The organism is Bacillus nitratireducens (assembly GCF_001884135.1).
GTDB classification, from domain to species: domain Bacteria; phylum Bacillota; class Bacilli; order Bacillales; family Bacillaceae_G; genus Bacillus_A; species Bacillus_A nitratireducens.
This window is the reverse complement of the sequence record NZ_MAOC01000010.1, coordinates 19,935-36,778: the sequence shown is the minus strand read 5'-3', so window position 1 is coordinate 36,778 and position 16,844 is coordinate 19,935. Positions and strand designations below refer to the sequence as shown.

At 35.2% G+C, this 16,844-nt stretch carries 16 protein-coding genes, 1 pseudogene and 1 riboswitch; of the genes and pseudogenes, 7 read left to right on the top strand and 10 right to left on the bottom strand.

Annotated features, from left to right (window positions below):
• Window positions 1-473: 473 nt before the first annotated feature.
• Window positions 474-1,145: a 5'-methylthioadenosine/S-adenosylhomocysteine nucleosidase family protein gene (locus BAU23_RS04495; RefSeq protein WP_071733659.1), complete on the top strand. Its 672-nt coding sequence runs from the start codon at window positions 474-476 to the stop codon at window positions 1,143-1,145.
• Window positions 1,146-1,432: 287 nt separating this feature from the next.
• On the opposite strand, the gene BAU23_RS04490 is transcribed toward BAU23_RS04495, so the two are convergent.
• Window positions 1,433-2,659: a phospholipase D-like domain-containing protein gene (locus tag BAU23_RS04490; protein WP_000913726.1), complete on the bottom strand. Its 1,227-nt coding sequence runs from the start codon at window positions 2,657-2,659 to the stop codon at window positions 1,433-1,435.
• A gap of 210 nt (window positions 2,660-2,869) precedes the next feature.
• Between BAU23_RS04490 and BAU23_RS04485 the strand changes: the two genes are divergently transcribed.
• The 4 genes and pseudogenes from BAU23_RS04485 to BAU23_RS04470 all read left to right on the top strand — a co-directional run bounded on the left by BAU23_RS04485 (window position 2,870) and on the right by BAU23_RS04470 (window position 4,364).
• Window positions 2,870-3,070 (top strand): DUF1657 domain-containing protein, encoded by a 201-nt coding sequence (locus tag BAU23_RS04485; RefSeq protein ID WP_000218932.1) that lies wholly within the window; start codon window positions 2,870-2,872, stop codon window positions 3,068-3,070.
• A gap of 114 nt (window positions 3,071-3,184) precedes the next feature.
• Window positions 3,185-3,418: pseudogene (locus BAU23_RS04480) on the top strand (DDE-type integrase/transposase/recombinase); the annotation flags it as partial.
• Between the two features lie 92 nt (window positions 3,419-3,510).
• On the top strand, window positions 3,511-3,720 hold the full coding sequence (locus BAU23_RS04475; RefSeq protein WP_000764047.1) for a glycine zipper domain-containing protein: 210 nt from the start codon (window positions 3,511-3,513) through the stop codon (window positions 3,718-3,720).
• Between the two features lie 434 nt (window positions 3,721-4,154).
• Window positions 4,155-4,364, top strand: a complete 210-nt coding sequence (locus BAU23_RS04470) for a hypothetical protein (protein ID WP_002125715.1) — start codon at window positions 4,155-4,157, stop codon at window positions 4,362-4,364.
• A 207-nt stretch (window positions 4,365-4,571) separates the two neighbouring features.
• On the opposite strand, the gene BAU23_RS04465 is transcribed toward BAU23_RS04470, so the two are convergent.
• From BAU23_RS04465 to BAU23_RS04430, 8 genes are all read right to left on the bottom strand, one after another.
• The gene (locus BAU23_RS04465) at window positions 4,572-5,480 is read right to left on the bottom strand and encodes an alpha/beta fold hydrolase (protein WP_071733657.1); all 909 of its coding nucleotides are present in this window, start codon (window positions 5,478-5,480) and stop codon (window positions 4,572-4,574) included.
• A gap of 477 nt (window positions 5,481-5,957) precedes the next feature.
• Window positions 5,958-6,569 (bottom strand): DUF2812 domain-containing protein, encoded by a 612-nt coding sequence (locus tag BAU23_RS04460; protein WP_000269137.1) that lies wholly within the window; start codon window positions 6,567-6,569, stop codon window positions 5,958-5,960.
• 16 nt (window positions 6,570-6,585) lie between these two features.
• Complete coding sequence (locus BAU23_RS04455; protein WP_001078065.1) at window positions 6,586-6,900, bottom strand: PadR family transcriptional regulator; 315 nt, start codon at window positions 6,898-6,900, stop codon at window positions 6,586-6,588.
• Window positions 6,901-7,041: 141 nt separating this feature from the next.
• On the bottom strand, window positions 7,042-8,781 hold the full coding sequence (locus tag BAU23_RS04450) for an S-layer homology domain-containing protein (protein ID WP_071733655.1): 1,740 nt from the start codon (window positions 8,779-8,781) through the stop codon (window positions 7,042-7,044).
• A 224-nt stretch (window positions 8,782-9,005) separates the two neighbouring features.
• Window positions 9,006-11,390 carry an immune inhibitor A domain-containing protein gene (locus BAU23_RS04445; RefSeq protein ID WP_083583295.1) on the bottom strand — a complete coding sequence of 795 codons (2,385 nt, stop codon included), beginning with the start codon at window positions 11,388-11,390 and terminating at the stop codon, window positions 9,006-9,008.
• 261 nt (window positions 11,391-11,651) lie between these two features.
• Window positions 11,652-12,656, bottom strand: a complete 1,005-nt coding sequence (locus tag BAU23_RS04440; protein ID WP_071733650.1) for a YdcF family protein — start codon at window positions 12,654-12,656, stop codon at window positions 11,652-11,654.
• A 326-nt stretch (window positions 12,657-12,982) separates the two neighbouring features.
• Window positions 12,983-13,939 (bottom strand): ATP-grasp domain-containing protein, encoded by a 957-nt coding sequence (locus tag BAU23_RS04435; protein ID WP_016128855.1) that lies wholly within the window; start codon window positions 13,937-13,939, stop codon window positions 12,983-12,985.
• Window positions 13,932-14,990: an LLM class flavin-dependent oxidoreductase gene (locus BAU23_RS04430; RefSeq protein WP_071733649.1), complete on the bottom strand. Its 1,059-nt coding sequence runs from the start codon at window positions 14,988-14,990 to the stop codon at window positions 13,932-13,934. The genes BAU23_RS04435 and BAU23_RS04430 overlap by 8 nt, the downstream gene beginning before the upstream one ends.
• 82 nt (window positions 14,991-15,072) lie before the next feature.
• A riboswitch (SAM riboswitch) is annotated at window positions 15,073-15,179 on the bottom strand.
• Window positions 15,180-15,414: 235 nt separating this feature from the next.
• Between BAU23_RS04430 and BAU23_RS04425 the strand changes: the two genes are divergently transcribed.
• Together BAU23_RS04425 and BAU23_RS04420 are read left to right on the top strand one after the other, a co-directional pair.
• Window positions 15,415-15,621, top strand: coding sequence for a hypothetical protein (locus tag BAU23_RS04425; RefSeq protein WP_000792082.1), 207 nt, complete (start codon window positions 15,415-15,417; stop codon window positions 15,619-15,621).
• Window positions 15,622-15,861: 240 nt separating this feature from the next.
• Complete coding sequence (locus BAU23_RS04420) at window positions 15,862-16,413, top strand: DUF4352 domain-containing protein (protein ID WP_071733647.1); 552 nt, start codon at window positions 15,862-15,864, stop codon at window positions 16,411-16,413.
• A gap of 126 nt (window positions 16,414-16,539) precedes the next feature.
• Here BAU23_RS04420 and BAU23_RS04415 read toward each other — a convergent pair whose 3' ends face one another.
• Entirely contained in the window at window positions 16,540-16,701 is a 162-nt protein-coding gene (locus tag BAU23_RS04415) for a DAK2 domain-containing protein (RefSeq protein ID WP_391509714.1), read from the bottom strand.
• Window positions 16,702-16,844 lie beyond the last annotated feature (143 nt).

Sequence of the window (16,844 nt, the reverse complement as noted above, 5' to 3'; positions counted from 1 at the left end):
ACAGAAAGAATAGCTTATTTTTTCATTTTAGGGGGGATTTTGTTTTGTTAGCTTGATAGCGATGGGGTACCGCCAGCATTTCGGAAAAAAACTAGGCTAAGAGTATGCAAGATTTTATACAGTTTTTCTGCTAATCCAGTAACCTAAAAACCATGCCAGGATAGGAATGTATAAAAAAATGCATAGATCCATAGAACAAAAAAAGGAGATTTACTTATGAGATTAGGGTTCCTCCTTATTCTTGCTACTGATAATGAGACGTTATGTTAACTACATATGTATACGATTTTCACCCGAAAAATGAGATAGTTCTTGTTCGACTAACTGGCAAGATAGTTCAATAAGAAAAGGACTTTATAAATCAAAAAAAGAATAATGCTATATGGGTTTCTTTGCCCATTCCCCCCGAAAAAGGGGGAATAAGCTATGGAAAGTATTGAGCTTAATTTAGAATATTGTAGGGTGATAAGTCGATGATAGGAATAAGTATAGCAACCAAGTGGGAATATGAAGCGACATTGGAATACTTTAGCATAAAAGATAACGAATGTTTTGGTTATCCTTATGGCGAGTATTTCATGAGAACAATTAATAATACTGAACTTGTTTTTTATAGTACCGGTGTAAGAAAAGTAAATGGTGTTGGTGGTAATCAGTATATGATTTCCAAATTTAATTTAACTAAAGTAATCGTTGCTGGAACATGTGCAGGAATAGATAATAAGTTCAATAATTTGGATATTTTCGTACCCGATAAAGCCGTTCAATATGATTGCACAGTAAAAGAAATTGAGCCTTTTATTAAACAATCCTTCATAGTCGATATTGATTTATCAAAATATGGAAATGATTTTCATACCGGAACAATTGGCACCGCTGATAAAGCAGTAGTTATGTGGAAGGACTATTTAGAACTTAAAGAAAACGAAATAATAATAGCCGATACAGAAGCGGGCGCAATTGCTTATATCTGTAAGAAGAATGATGTTGAGTGCATTATTATAAAAGGAATATCTGATTTTCCAACAGATGAAAGTAACTCTGATAAATTTGAATCGAACATTGAACAAATTAATGTTTATTTAGAAAACACCCCCAAAGTTATGAATAAAATATTTGGCGAATATTTAAAAAGATTTATTTAAATAAATTTAAAGTTAATAAAAAAGATAGAAATAGTCGATCCTGTATTATTCCCCTTTGTCGGGGGATGGGCAAAGTTATCCAACTTCCAATAACGGTAATTATGTAAATGAGCTGTCCATATGGACAGCTTATTGTATTTTTGCTTAGCGTGGTTTTTTTGATGCATGTTGATCGTTTTTATCGTTTTGGAGTAACTCGTCCTTGTTAGCTTGATGGATATGGGGTATTTGCATTCCTTATCTTGATGGCAATGTGAAACTATCCCTAATATAAAAATACTTTGTCTTTACAAATAATACTCAAACATTTTTGCAACCTTTTCTTTCATTTTTTCTTTTATAGATAATTGATTGACGTCAGAGGATGTTACTTGCTTTGAATTTTGTAAGTCTGCATTAATCACTGGTTTTATTCTCGAAATATAAATAGGGTCATGAATATAACAGTTCATTTCTTCATTTAAATGAAACGAGCGTGAATCAAAATTCACGGTCCCAACCATCAATACTTTTTCATCAATCAAAAATACTTTACCGTGTAACACCCCATTTTTATAACCATATACTTCCATCCCTTGTTTTAATGCTTTTCGAATATATGGATATGCTGCTTCTTTAACTAATAGTGCATCCGAATGAGGTGAGAATAGAATTTTGACACGAACTCCCCTCTTTCTTGCATCTACTAATGCGTTCCAAATAGTTCTGTCTTTTGGTATAAAATAAGGTGTTAATATAATGATGGATTCTTTTGCTTGTTGAAACAGCATTGCATAATCTTGCCCAAGTTTTTCTCCACTATAATATGCAGTAAATCGTTGCGAGGTTGCTCCCTTTTCCTTTACCGCATTGTGTATCGGAATCGGTTTCTCTGAGTTTTTATTCCAGTCTAATACAAATTGGTGTTCTAAATCTTGAACTCCTTCTCCTCGTATTTGAAGATGATAATCTCTCCAATAACCAAGTTTTTCTTTTTCCCCCAAATACTTCTTTCCGATGTTGAATCCGCCAATGTAACCAACCTTTCCATCAATAACTGAAATACGACGATGATTCCGATGATCCAAAGAAGAAAAGAGATAAGGAAAAACAGGTTTATTGTAATATGTAAAATGAACTCCTTTTTTAACTAATAATTCTCTTTCCTTTTTCTTTAGTAAAATTCCACCTAACCTGTCCACTGCATAGTATACTTCTACACCTTCCTGACTTTTTTTCCGCAATAGCTCTAGAAACTGATGACTTACTTTATCATCAGCAATAGAAAAAAAGTTAATATGCACGTAATGCTTTGCTTTCTCTATATCTGAGAATAATTGATTGTTTAACTGTTTCCCATCTGTATACATAGTAATATCACTTTGACGCATAGGGTATTGACTAGAGTTCTGGCTAAATACCCCATTTTTTTCGGCTATTGTTCTGTCAAATTCCCCCCAAACAAACAGAACTAAGCATCCACCGATAAATAAAAAGAGGAATACTCGGAAAATTTTCCCTATCTTTTTCAGCATATTTAATCTCCTTTATATATTATCGTTTTATTTCTGTTAGTTTTTGTTATTGGGACAAAACTATTCCATGCATCTATTAGCTAAAAAATTCTCCTTTGAATGATTAACTATAAAATTTCTCATTCGCATATCCCTAAAATTGGAAATCGTACTATGATAACAAAATAGGCATTCTATATTTTGAAGTACATTTATAAGGAGGAATACTACATGACAGTAAGTACTAAACTTAAACAAACTATCGCTGGATTAAAGAGTGCTCAAGCATGCCTAGAAGGATTTGTTCTTGATACTGATAACAAGCAAGCAAAACAATTATATAAAGGTGCAGCACAACAAACTCAAGAAATTATTGAATCTTTAAATCCTCGTCTTCAACAAATTGAACATGAAGAGCCTCAGTACGAGTAATAACATAATACCTTTCACATAGAATATCGTCCCCATGGAAGAGTGCCCAGCTTAAATAACGATTATCATAATGCTGATTACGATTAAAGGGTATCGCCATATGCCCATCAACTTAAGAAACGGAATACACAATCTGCGTATGCTTTTACGAAACGACTCGTTCAAACTTTTGGAGAACCAACGGTTCTGACAACAGATAAGGCCCTTTCTTTACTTTGTTCACTCAAAAAATTAAAGGTGAATGACTTTTATAAAAGTACTACTCATTCTACAATCAAACATTTCAATAATTACATAGAACAAGATCATCGCTATGTAAAGCGCCGGTTTGCTAAATCCTCAGGATTCTAACACTCCGCATAAATCTGTCCTTATAGGTCAAAATATGTAAGGTATTGTGCTGGAATGCACTTGCCTATTCTAAATAAGGAGTGAGATGAGTGGCTGATAAAAACGAACGTAACCGTGTTGATAATGATACTGGCGAAGCGGTAGGAACTGGTGTCGGTGCTGTCGCTGGAGCTGCTTTGGGTTCTGTTCTTGGTCCACTTGGTACCGTTGCAGGAGCTGTTGCAGGAGGAGCGATGGGTAACAAAGTCGGCGAAGGTGCCGATGAGGCTAATGACAGTGTTGCGAACCGAGAAGATTAGACTTTAACCAAAGTGACACTGAATGAATTGGATTCCCAAAAAGGGAGTCCTTTTTTTATTAAGTTAATTCAGATTTTTTAGATAAACTCCCAGTAAGATTGTGAATCAATTCACTTAAAGTAACGTGTGCGTTAGTTCAACAAGCTATAAGCAGCAATCATAATCATTTTCTTGGTCTTCCGCAATCGGGCGCTATTGCTGAATAAACCTTAGATTATCAATCGACTTTATTGTTATATTTTTGAGTACAGTGAAGTATCTTATATCGGAAATTAAACAACTATATTTTAACCCCGTCCTAAATTTAGAACGGGGTTATGCTTGTTTTAGCTTTTTAAATTTAATAGCACCACCTAAATGGAAGTTTTATCTCGAAACGAAGAGGTAACTCCAATTCTAAAAGAAGGGCCTGAAGTGTTTTGGAGTTTGTAGGGTTGATAGATGCTTTAAAATATGTTTCACCAAGTCGTGATAAACCTTTTAAAGCTTATAAGCATATTACTGAAAATTGGGATGATAACTGGGATAGTGTAAATTCACAGTGGAAAAATATAATTGGAGGATTATCAATTTCTAGTGTCCAAGGTGAAGCATTCAAGGAAGTTACTAGTACCATAGAAGGTTTCTTTAAGGAACAGGAATGACTTAATAGTCATTCCTGTTTGTTTTTTTGCGGTATCAAGTTAAGAAGCACATTCTTCCCCAAAAATCATAAAAATGAACTTCGGTGCTATAAAAAAATTCCATTTAGGGGGTACTTTAAAATACCCCAAAACAAAAAATAAGCTAAATCCTCTTAAATAGCTATATAGAGATAAAGTTGTTATTACAACATATTTTCCACTTTCAACTTAGTTATCATTAGAATGTTTTTCTATAAACTCAAGGATTCTGGCATTAACTTCGTTAGAGAACTCACCATTGATTGCGTGAGATGCATTTTTCCAGTTAACTATATCTATATCTTTAACGTATTTTTTCCCAGTTTCAACTGCTTTTACAGAATTGTGCATTGTACTTTTTTCAGCCATTAATGCAAGCACTGGAACATTGATATTTTTCAAGTCTTCTTTACTAAATAGATCCGGTGCTGGTGTTTTAAGTTTATAGTTACGCATACCCGACTCGATTAACTTAGCGATAGGCTCATCGTCATTTGTTTCTGCTCCTCCAGATACATAGCTTAACATCTTTTGTCTTATAAACTTAGGTACAATAGGAACGGCAGCTGGAATAGATGCAAGTATCATCTTTATGGGTATTTGCGCAAATACAAAGACTGGGTCCAATAAACTAGCCGTAGCAATATGCTCTGGATTATATCTGGCCAAATTCATTGTTGTCCAACCTCCAATGGAGACACCCACGATATGCACTTTTTCTAAACTTAATCCTTCAATTACTTCATTTAACCATTCTGCTTGTTGTTTTTGGTTTTCAATCACCTTCGTTTGCACACTCATTCCAGGTTCACCGAGTAAATCTATCGTGTAAACAGGCCTTTTCTCCCTTAGCCCTTCTAAATTGGGTACCCACATTGGAGTAGATGCACCACGTCCAGGGAGTAAGAGTATTGGCTCCTTATGTTTGTTTTCCTCTTTAGTAAAGTAATAAGCACGAATTGTGCCGTATTTAGTTTTTATATCTTTCGTATCGTTAGGTGTTGGAAGAAGTGCCATTGATTCATCGTAGGTAATTTGAAAGTCTTCCTTTCCTTTTTCAGATGTAAAGTGACCAATCCTATTATCATCTCTCTTCACTTGAATTCCTCCTTTCTACAAATATATTGATGAACTTTATCAATATATTCATGACAATAATCCGTTGAAGATTTATCTTCTTTAAGCCAAAACTCTCATTTAGAAAAAAGAAAAGACACCCTAAGGTGCCTTTCTCCGACTTGAACCATCTTAATTTTAATAATATATATTGGACTCCCATCCAAATATTATTTTACCATGTTAAGTTGTTTTGTTCATTGAGAAATACAATAGTTTATTTATGCTAGTCGTCTGTATTAGGTCTTTTTGTAGTCCATGCAGCGATTAATAAGAGGACAATAGCAGTGATGACACCTAAAAGTATATTAATGATAATCATCCTCCTAAGGAATATTATTATCAAAATCACATCACATTCAAACACCAATAAAGGGAATTAATGTTAATTACAACCGAGTATACCATTTACAAATTCAAAAGAATCCCCCTCAAAGCATCAGCTTTAAGGGGGTCCTCTTAGTATTTTCTCTCTTCATACAATCGATTTGCTTTATATGAGAAAAAGAAAAACATACCAATCGCAGCTGGGATAAACAACCATGAAATGCCCCTCATTAATGCAAATGGTGTTTCAAATAAGAAGGATCCTACAAATGCTGCACCATGCATATCCCATAATCCTGGTGTATAGTATAAGTCTTTCGGATTTAAAATCGCTCCTAGATCAATTGTATTATTAAACATAAATAGGATTAACAGCGGCAAATAACATATCGCCAATTCTAAAAATGTCTTAGATAGACGCTTGTACTTCCCTGCTCGTGACATTTGATCTGAAAAAATGTCATCTTCACTTTCCTCATCTACCTTTTTAAAATATTGCGTGCCTGACCACCAATTACCGGCTATATGCTTCCAGCCACTATCTTCAAATAATGTACAGTAATTAATAAAATCTTTTCTTCTATTAAATATTCTATGATCTATTTTAATTGTCGTATCTTCCGGTTCTGCGATTCTAAATTTATAACCGAATGTATTACTTTTTAGTTGATAGCCTTTCCAAGCCATCTCTTCTAACCATTTTTCCTCTTTCTCAAAGTCTAAAAAGAATTTCAATCTCCACATCATCGTTTCCCCCTAACTATACGTGTAATAAACCTTTTGTAACCTCAATAATGTGCTGCATTCTCATAAAGTCTAAATGTAATACTTCTTTCCCACGTTCAGTAATGACATACACTTTTCTTCGTTTATCTTCACTTTTTACCGATTCTATTAACCCTTGTTTTAATAAATTTTCAACCGCACCATACAATGTACCCGCTGCGATTTTCACTTGATGATTACTAAGTTCCTCCACCTTTTGCATAATTAAATATCCGTGTGCTGGCTCTAATAAAGCTAAAAGAACGTAATACGTTGTTTCCGTTAATGGTAAATTTTTATCTCTATTCATAAAGACCTCCAATGTAACGTTAAATATATAGTCAAACTATATAGTTCAACTGTATAGTTTTATTTTATACAGTCTGACTGTATATGTCAAATTAAGGTATAAAAAAATAACCTAGATCCCTTAAATGGATCTAGGTTATTTTTAATACGTAAACGTAATCGTCACCAAAGAATACCCTTCTTTTGCATTATACGGCTCCGCTTTATAAGAAACACGGTTTGATCCTTTTGGATAACCGATTTCTCCAATTGCCTTTTTCACATCTTGTAATGCACCATTCATTGATTGCTTATACAACACTTCAATCTTTTCTGGCTTTGCACTATAGCGCTGCTGCATTTTACTTTTTAATTCATTATAGCTATTCGCGATGTATTCATTTCCTAAATAATTTAACTTTGTATCTTTCAAAATTTGTTGGTATGCAGGAGTTTTCGTACCACCTGCCGCAATTTTATTTGTTAATGTACTATAATAGTTTGTTGTAGCCTGCGGATAGTCCACGCGGTTCCACTCATGATTTCTTGCAATTTGCTCGTCAGATAAATTGAAATATGAATATGTTACGCGGCCTTGTACATCTGGCACTGGATCATCAAATGTTGTATCGAGATGGTACCATTTGTTATCGATTTTCACTAAATTCCAAGCATGAGGCTGACCGTCTCCAGTCCCTACTACAAAGTGATTCTCAATTCCAGCTTCTTTTAATAATTGATAGGTTAATAGTGTATAACCTTGGCAAACGGCAGAACGATTCGCGAGTGCCTCATATGCTGTATACGCTTTATAAGACGTATCGTAAGAAACATGTTTTACAACATAATCATGAATCGCCTTCACTTTTTCATGATCATCCATTCCTGTTTGAATAATAGAAGAAACGATCGCTTTCGCTTGTTTCATCACATACTCTGTTTGTTCTTTCGTTTCGCGATATGTAATATTTAGCTTAAATGTATAATTTCCAGGTGATCCAGAAATTCCATATGAAACATTCGATCTATTATAATTTGTATACTCATTTTTACTTGCAACTTCTTTATAGGCGTTAAAAAGTGTCTTCATTACTTCTTCCTGATTACTATTTTTCGTTTTATATGGAAGTGTAATGTTCGTTTCGTACGTATTAATACGTGTTTGCACTTCATTTTTGAATGCTGTTAATAATGCCGCATCTCCTGTATCTTGCACCGCAACCTCAGGCTTTTTATATTTCAATGCATTATATAAAAACTGTGCATACTGTTCACGCGTTACCGTTTTAGCTGGTTCAAATTTCCCGTCCCCTGTACCAGATGCAATCCCGTTTGACTGCACCGCACTAATCGCGTTTTCTGCCCAAAATCCATTTGGAACATCATTAAATGTATGTTTTTGTTTAGCTGAAACTTGGAACGCATTTTTAATAATTTGCGCCATTTCTGCGCGGCTAACAGAATCTTTCGGTCTAAAACCGCCATTTCCATCACCTTTAAAAATCCCTAATTTCGTTAACGTTAAAACCTCTTCCGGAAACATTGTAGAACCTGAGCGAATATCACGATACGGATTGTTTAAAATAGACCCATCTTGTAATACATAACGAGCACCATCATTACTAAACGTACCACCTTGCTTATTCGGTACTAACACACGATAAATTAACGCTGCAACTTGCTCCCGCGTCGCAACATCACCAAAACCAAACTTTCCATTTCCATAACCTGAAATAATATTTTTACCCGCTAAATCTTTAATCGCCGGATAGGACCAGTGCGATGTTGGTACATCAGAAAAAACGCCCGCTTCAGCAGCTTTCACATCACTGCCATTTGTATATAATAAAGCACCACCAATAAGTGATAATGATGTAATTGATTTTAATAGTTTTATGTACATAATGCATTCTCCCAATACGTCTTCTATTTTTGTTATTTTTTGTCGAAAAATCTAGAAGAATATGACAAAAAACATTATACAATTAAAACTTTTCGGAGGATATATTAAATTTAAAAATATGCAAAAAATCATATTTTCATTATGGTTTCTACAATAAAAAGAGAGCTGTCCATAAGTCGGTTTCACCAACTTATAGGGCAGCTCCCTCTTAATTTCACCTTATTCTATCGATGAATCCAAACTGCACCTGCAGACTTGTCTTCAGCTTGACCTACTACTTCAAACTTCAATCCTAGTTTCGGTAACTTACGTCCTGCATCTGGAATCGCGCTGTTGATGTACTGCTTAGAGTCATCAAATTTTGCAACCCCTGGTAATCCTTTATAGTCAAAGATACCGCGAGTTGGCGAATCCACTCTCCATGCTGGCGCTTGATCAAATGAGAATGCAGCATCGGCAATTTGATAACGCGTACTGCTCTTCACAGTCGGTTGTCCGTTTAATGTACCTACGATTGCCTCTGGATGAGAATCTACTACTCCTAAGAATCCTTCACCTGGATGAACGCCTACCCAGTTATCTGTAAAGCTTTGATCCGCATACCATACAACCATTCCTGTATTAAAGACTGGACCACGTGCATGTTGTAACGCCGTGTCAGAACCAGCGTAATTTCTCCACTCTACATAGTAGTTATTTTTTTTCTGTTCCAATCCGTTAGATACAGTAAATCCTTTTAACATCATTGCTGGCTGACCTTCTGCATCATCAGAGAAAACAACTTTCCCATCGACAGTTAATGCAGCATTATCTAACGCAAATCCTTTATAAGCTACTGCAATATCTGTTAAATACTCAAATTGCAGTTTTACTTTTTTCCCTTTGAATTGGCTTAAATCGTATGATTTATCAACCCACTTACCATCAGTTGTATCTGCTCCGCCTTTTACATCTTTTTCGCCCATTCTATCAATACGTGTCTTCGTTCCGTCTTCTGCAATCGCATATACGTCAAGGAAATCATACTTCGCTTCAAGTTCGTAGAATGCTTTATAATCGAACTTAGCATTCGTTGCATTTGTTAAGTCAAATACTGGTGTCTCAAGTGTTGTATGAATGTCATTTCCTTTTGTGCTGTAATAAAACTTCTTACCAAATGCTGACTCGATATTTTTAATATCTTTGTCTGGCAAGTTAACACGAACGATTCCTGGTCGTTTTGATTTTGTAACACTTTGATCTAAATATGTTGCAACACCGACTCCCGTGCGAAGTTTATCATAATCTACCTCAACGATATTCGCCCAGTTGCCATTCATATTCTTTTGGAAAAACTCTTTATTTTGTGGTGAGAAACTTGTTGGCTCTGTTCCTGCAATTTTTCCAGCCCAGCTGCCGCCACTCATAATAGACCATGACTCAATAGGTTCACCTTGTCCTGAGTACTTTGTATCGTACTCATCTGGTAAGCCTAAATCATGACCATACTCATGCGCAAACACACCAACCGCTCCATCTTCAGGCTCGATTGTATAATCGTATGCAGCCATCTTTCCGCCCCAATTCGAAACAGAAGATTTTGTGCCATCAATCGCATATGGTTTTGATCCAAGTTTTGAACGATGAGACCAAATTGCATCATCTTTCAATTTACCGCCGCCAGCTTCTTGACCCACGCCAGCATGTACAACCATTAAATGATCAATAATGCCATCTGGCTCGTTTTTATTTCCATCACCATTTTGATCGTATTGATCAAATTGATCATAGTCTGCTAAATTAATTCCTTTTGCTACCGCTGCTTTTAATGCTTCTTTCACAAGATCACGTGGCCCTAAAGGACCCTTATTATCATGACCAGTTCCTGCATCCGAACCGTAATCTGAAGCTTTCCCTGGAACAGTAAGCCATTCCGTTACAGTTCCATCAACTGTGTAGCTCCCGCCAGATTGTTCTTCATAATATTGTTTAAATGTATTAATCTTCGATCCATCAAATAGAGTAAATGGTTCATCACCAAATAACATTTTTTGATAATGTTCACGATTAAAGTCCTTAGAGTACATGTATCCTGGCTCTTGATCAATATTGTTATGCTTAAAATCGCTAAATTCTACGAGTAAAACAAGCACTTTATCTTTTCGAACAGCACCGTTGTACTCTTCTTGCTTCGCTGGTGCAGTAGGGACTTTTCCATTTAATTTAATAGAATTCAATCCTGCACCTGGTCCAGCTACTGGCCCTACTGTTGGCTGTTGCGCCTTTTCATTTTCCTTCATTTTTGCATCTTTTACTTTTTTCATAAAATCAGAAGCTTCTTGCGTAAGACTATCTCCCGTCAAGATTTCTTTACCAGGGTTTTCCCCTTTCTTTTTCTCAACATATTTTTCGACAGCCTTTGACGTCTCAGCTTGTGATGCAGATTGATCAATTACGCCCCGTTGTTTTAGCGCTTCTGCCAAACGCTCCTCCGGTATTAAATGCTCATCTATTGGTAGAGATGGTGTTGGTGTTTCAGCCGCCGCATGACTTCCAAAAGCAAAACTACTACTTAGTACTGCCGCTGTTGCTAAAACTGATAAAGGTTTTAACTTCTTATTCTTTTTCAATGCATTTCCTCCCCAGTGTCTGCGAATTATCGTTTTTTTTGCCGATAGAAACATAATATTCTCTTTATAGAGAATATTCAATCTTTTTCAACAAATAAAATGTTGAGAAATATTTTTTATGCAGGGGGAAATGCGTGAGATAGTAAATTAAAATACAGAGGACGGCACCTTATGGGGGGTCTTTTTTATGAATAGCCCTCCTATGAAAAGTGAAATAAAATAAAAAAATGCTCCGATACTGGAGCATTCAAAATAGTATAACTACATCGACCACAATACAAATAACAATAAAATAGCTACAAAAGTAGCATGCCACCATTTATACATGACTAATATACCGATATATTCTCGTAAAAATGCACTTGGTAAATAATATCTTGCTGTGTTAGAACCAACACCTTCACATTTCAAACCAGATAATCTTGCATAAATACTAGCTCTAAATACATGATAATTATTTGTAACAAATATACTCTTGTGGTCAGTTTTTATAGTGTCCATAATCTTTTTAGAAAATAGCATATTTTGCAATGTGTTTCGAGACTTATCTTCCGTTAACACATCTTTCTCATTCATGCCTTTTTCCACTAAATATTTTTTCATAGCAGCCGCTTCACTTACTAATTCATCTGGACCTTGTCCACCAGAAACTATAATTTTAGGGATACGGCCATACTTAATATACTCATCCATCCCTTTATCCAAACGAGATGCTAATAATGGAGGCACTCTATCCCCACCAATTAAACCTGACCCCAAAACAATAATAAAATCAGGTATGTATTTTACCTTTATAAAATGATAAAGTACTGCATAAGTTAAGTAACTCATAAATATATATGCAAAGTATAAAAATAACAGTACGACTGTTACATAATACATATAGAAACTAGGATGATACACACTAAATGCAAGTTTCATTAATAAACCAATAATACCAAATACTGCAAAACTCAATAATAAAGATAATAAATTACCCAATCTTCTTCCTTCACGTTGCATCATAACTTTTCCATTAAATAAAAGATACAGAGCAACAAACAATATCCCTAAAGGGATTAATCCAAAAACTATTCCTAATAATAATAAGCGAGAAAACTCATTAACCTCTGATTTTGATAAAGCATCAAAAATACTTAGGAAGAAACAGCCTAAACTTAATGTGAGAATAAAAGCTAAACTAATTCGTCTCCGATCTTTAAAAAATAAAAATAAAAATAAAAATAATATAAACAATAAAGCCCCAGCAATTATAAAATTAAACATCACATGCTCCTTTCATCTATAACTATTATACTGAAAAAGTAAGCATAGAATTTTCTAACTACTTTTGTTCATTTGTTTCGCCACTTCTTTTTTAGATATATCAATCAACTATAAAAAAATCCCCTCCACCACAAGGCAGAGGGGATTTTCTCATTCCTATTTCAAACTACCCGCAATCTCCGTAAAGATAACCCCAACCTGCATCAAGGTATCCTAACCTTTTCCCACCAACTACAGCTCCTCTACCGAACGATCTTTCACCGATAAAATGTGCTATCTCTTCTTTTTTCCTATATTTGCACCAGAACCTTATTTTTTAATCAACATTATTTAACTGACTCTACTTGTTTTTCTAATTCTATTCCAAGGAATTTAGCAAGCTCCAGCATACCAAATTGATTCGCTACAGACTCTGCATCAGAATTATAGTTTGTGTTTGTATTAATATCATACGTATAAATTGTTCCATCCGAACTGCGAATAAATTCAATACCAGCGACGGTAATTTCATTTTCTTTCAAAAACTCTTTGTACTGCTCAATAATCGGCTCTTGGAAATCTGATATAATTTCAAATTTTGATGACGACTCTTTCTTACTCTCTTCTCCTACTGGGCAAAAAGCATCGTGAATAGAGCACGCATCTGCCGGACAAAGCTCAAATCCTTCTGATGTATCTACTTTAACCGCATATACAAACTCGCCGCCTACAAACTCACAACGTGTAATATATGGTTCTGGCGCTTCAATATATTGCTGGATTAAAGTAATTCCATCAATGGGTTCTTCAAACGCCGGACCATCCAAATATTGTTCTAAAGCATCAATGGAATGAAACAGCTGAACACCAAGGCCTTTACCTGCACGGTTATGCTTTGTAATGAACGGTACTTCCCCTAACTCCCTTGCCGCTTTTACTATATGATCACGGCCAACAGCACCAATTGTTTTCGGCACTTGTATCCCAAATTTTCTTAATGCTGCATATTGATTCAATTTGCTTACTTCAAGACGTAATGCACGAGACCCATTAAATACTGTTCGTCCGTATCCCTCTAACCAAGCAAGAACCCCTTCAGTCAGCTCAGGTGCATACCGATGCCCTCTCGTATGTGAAGAAGCACTCATGCGGCTATAAAAAACACCTTGGGGAGGTTCTTGTTCTAACGGCAGTGTTCCCTCATTTAAAAGCCATTCCTCATACGGTAACTCCAGTTCTTCCAACCTTTTCACTAAATGATTCGTCCATTCCTTATTCTCATGTAATATGTAAATTTTACTCATTTGTAATCAATTCCTTTCTTTTTGCTTCAACTAATGGCATCACTTTTTCAGAAAATCGTTTCATCTCTTCAAGCTGTGGCGAAAATTGTAAAAGTAATAACGTAACACCCACTTTTTCAAAAGCAAGTATCCTTTCTGCAATTTGTTCTGGTGTTCCGATTAAATTAGGACGTAACCCACGATTAGATACGGAATAATCATTGAGCTTCACTTGCTGTTCCAAATGCGATTTACTAATAAAGTCTTGGTAACCCGCATAACCTAAAGCATCGTCTTTCACATCCGTTATGCGTTTCCATTCTTCTAATGCCTCTTCTTCTGTATCACGACAAATGACGTAAGCGGCAAGCCCGAATGACTGCAATGGCTTCTCTGTAACTTTCTTTCTACGATTCTTCATATCTTCTATTTTCACAGATACTTCTTCTACCGTTCCGCCATGCATTACATATGCATCCGCGTGGTTTACAATGACCTCTTTTCCTCGCTCACTCTCACCACCTGCATAAATCTTAATGCCTTGTTTCTGCACAGGTTTTGGACTTAAATGTGTATGATGAAGCTCATAAAAGTTCCCTTTATAAGAAAACTCTTCTTCTTTCCAAAGCTCTTTCAAAATTGTTACAAATTCCTCTGTGCGATCATATCTTTCATCATGTGCGGTAAATACCCCGCCGTACTGTCTCGCTTCTTCTTCCCACCACGCTGAAACTACATTCAATGTAAAACGGCCATTACTTAATTGATCGATATTTGCTGCCATTTTCGCTGTAACAGCTGGATTGTGGAAGCCAGGTCTTACAGCTGTCATAATCTCTAATTTATCCGTCACTGCTGCAAGTGCTGCCGCAGTTGTCCACGCCTCTAAACTTGGTGCTGAAACACCTTTTATATCATTTAAATTTAATTCTGCAATAAGTGTTGTTGAAAAACCTAATTGTTCTGCCGCTTGCGCTGTTTGTTTTGCATACTCAAACGTAGGCGGCATAGATTCATCATCTACATTTCGAAGCCATCCCCCAAAAATCGGTAACCAAAAACCATACTCCACTACCTATTCCCCCTTTAACTTTTAGTCATAAAAAAAGCTACTCTTATCGAAATAAGAGTAGCCTTCTTGACTAAGTGAACCGCTCTTATCTTTCAGGTGTTTTTTCACCTGCAGGATTTGGCACCTTTCGTCTAAAACGAGGTTGCCGAAGTTTCATAGGGCCCGTCCCTCCACTTCTCAACATAAGAATTGTTTGATTTCCATTTATTATAATCATCAGAATAATAAAAAACAATATTTTAATACTTATTTTTCCGATAAATATTAAATGATATATGGAAAACTATATTGTTATAGAGATTTATAAGGGTGTTATGTTGTTTTACTTGCGAATATATAAAGGGGTATGTTGTATCATGTCGAAAACATCATGTATATTGCTTTACTTCTATCTTAAAAATACAGCAAAAGAGGTGTTAGTAGCATGAAAAATAAACGATGCGAGAATTGTGGTTCTACTACATTTAAAGAAGGCAGAGTTGGATTTGCCTATCATGCATATGTTTGTGAAGATGATTCTAGTAGGCTCTTTTCAGTGGGGAAACGTTCCAAACTATTAACTACATTTTGTTTAGAATGTGGTGAGGTGAAATCATTTAGAGTGGAGAAGCCGGAGATATTTGAAGAATAAAATAATACTAATTATATATTATGAAGATGTTTATTAATGATACAGTAGGAATGATAACAACGGACGATTTCACTACAACTAGAGTAAATACACCAATTATATTAATAAAAAACAAGAATAAAGTGTCTAAAATCCCCTATTTTAATCCAATAATGAGACATTATGTTAATATTAATAGAATCGCTTTATAATATGTATAGTTGCACAAAATTGAGAAACTTAAGGAGACAGATCAATTTTATGAGAAAATCATTCATATTACTTACTTTAATTCTAGTATTAGTCAGTGTTACGGCTGCTTGCACACAAGATAAAAAAGATAGCACCGTTGAAAATGGTCCAATAGAAGAACCAACCGCAAAAAATGAAAATGAAGAATTAATAAATTTTGAAGAAAAAGAAAATATGAGCCGCTTGGAACAAGGTATTTTATTAGTTGGTGAGAGTGTTAAAGGGGGCTATTACTTGGCCACCGTTCAAAGTGCATATTTAAATGCTAACAACGATTCCGTCGTTGTTAATGTCTCTGTAAAAAATGTACGGGGTCAAATGATTGGTCTATCAGAATTAAAATATAACTTAAAAGATGAAAAAAACGGAAAGACCTATGAAGGAAAGGTGCTTGATCAAAACCCTTCTGATATACAAGTTAAACCAAATGAAACGGTAGAATTGAAAATAGCTTTTGAAGTACCAGGTACCGCAGATGAATATATGTTTTATATTGAAAGCTCTTTAGAATCTCTAGAAGCACACTGGAAAATTGATAAGCTGCAATCACAAAAAAACTAAGTCTAAAATACAATTTAATCGAAGACATCTCTCAAATAAGCAAAAAGCACTGAAAAATTTGATATAGATACAAATGAAGAATATATAAAAGTCCCTCCGCCCTAAGGCAGAGGGACTTTCTAATTCCTATTTCAAACTACCCGCAATCTCCGTAAAGATAACTCCAAGCGCATGCGCACCTGCATCAGGATAGCCTAAACTTCTTTCACCAACTGTACCGGTGCGGCCCATGCGAGCTACGATTTCTTTCGTATACTCTGCTCCTTTTTCAAAGGCAATTTTCACTATATTTAAAATATCTGAACACATAAATTCATTTACTTTTCACGAAAATAAAATTGTATTTTTTAGAATTTTAATGTTAATCAATTTGAAACTTTATGAGTTAATTAAATGTGATATTTAAAGAAGGAATTTGTGATGAAGTACTC

Excerpts from the sequence above, each read along its gene's own strand:
- BAU23_RS04420 (WP_071733647.1), top strand. The coding sequence starts at position 15,862 with ATGAGAAAATCATTCATATTACTTACTTTAATTCTAGTATTAGTCAGT.
- BAU23_RS04440 (WP_071733650.1), bottom strand. The coding sequence starts at position 12,656 with ATGTTTAATTTTATAATTGCTGGGGCTTTATTGTTTATATTATTTTTA.
- BAU23_RS04425 (WP_000792082.1), top strand. The coding sequence starts at position 15,415 with ATGAAAAATAAACGATGCGAGAATTGTGGTTCTACTACATTTAAAGAA.
- BAU23_RS04450 (WP_071733655.1), bottom strand. The coding sequence starts at position 8,781 with ATGTACATAAAACTATTAAAATCAATTACATCATTATCACTTATTGGT.
- BAU23_RS04435 (WP_016128855.1), bottom strand. The coding sequence starts at position 13,939 with ATGAGTAAAATTTACATATTACATGAGAATAAGGAATGGACGAATCAT.
- BAU23_RS04485 (WP_000218932.1), top strand. The coding sequence starts at position 2,870 with ATGACAGTAAGTACTAAACTTAAACAAACTATCGCTGGATTAAAGAGT.
- BAU23_RS04495 (WP_071733659.1), top strand. The coding sequence starts at position 474 with ATGATAGGAATAAGTATAGCAACCAAGTGGGAATATGAAGCGACATTG.
- BAU23_RS04490 (WP_000913726.1), bottom strand. The coding sequence starts at position 2,659 with ATGCTGAAAAAGATAGGGAAAATTTTCCGAGTATTCCTCTTTTTATTT.
- BAU23_RS04460 (WP_000269137.1), bottom strand. The coding sequence starts at position 6,569 with ATGTGGAGATTGAAATTCTTTTTAGACTTTGAGAAAGAGGAAAAATGG.
- BAU23_RS04455 (WP_001078065.1), bottom strand. The coding sequence starts at position 6,900 with ATGAATAGAGATAAAAATTTACCATTAACGGAAACAACGTATTACGTT.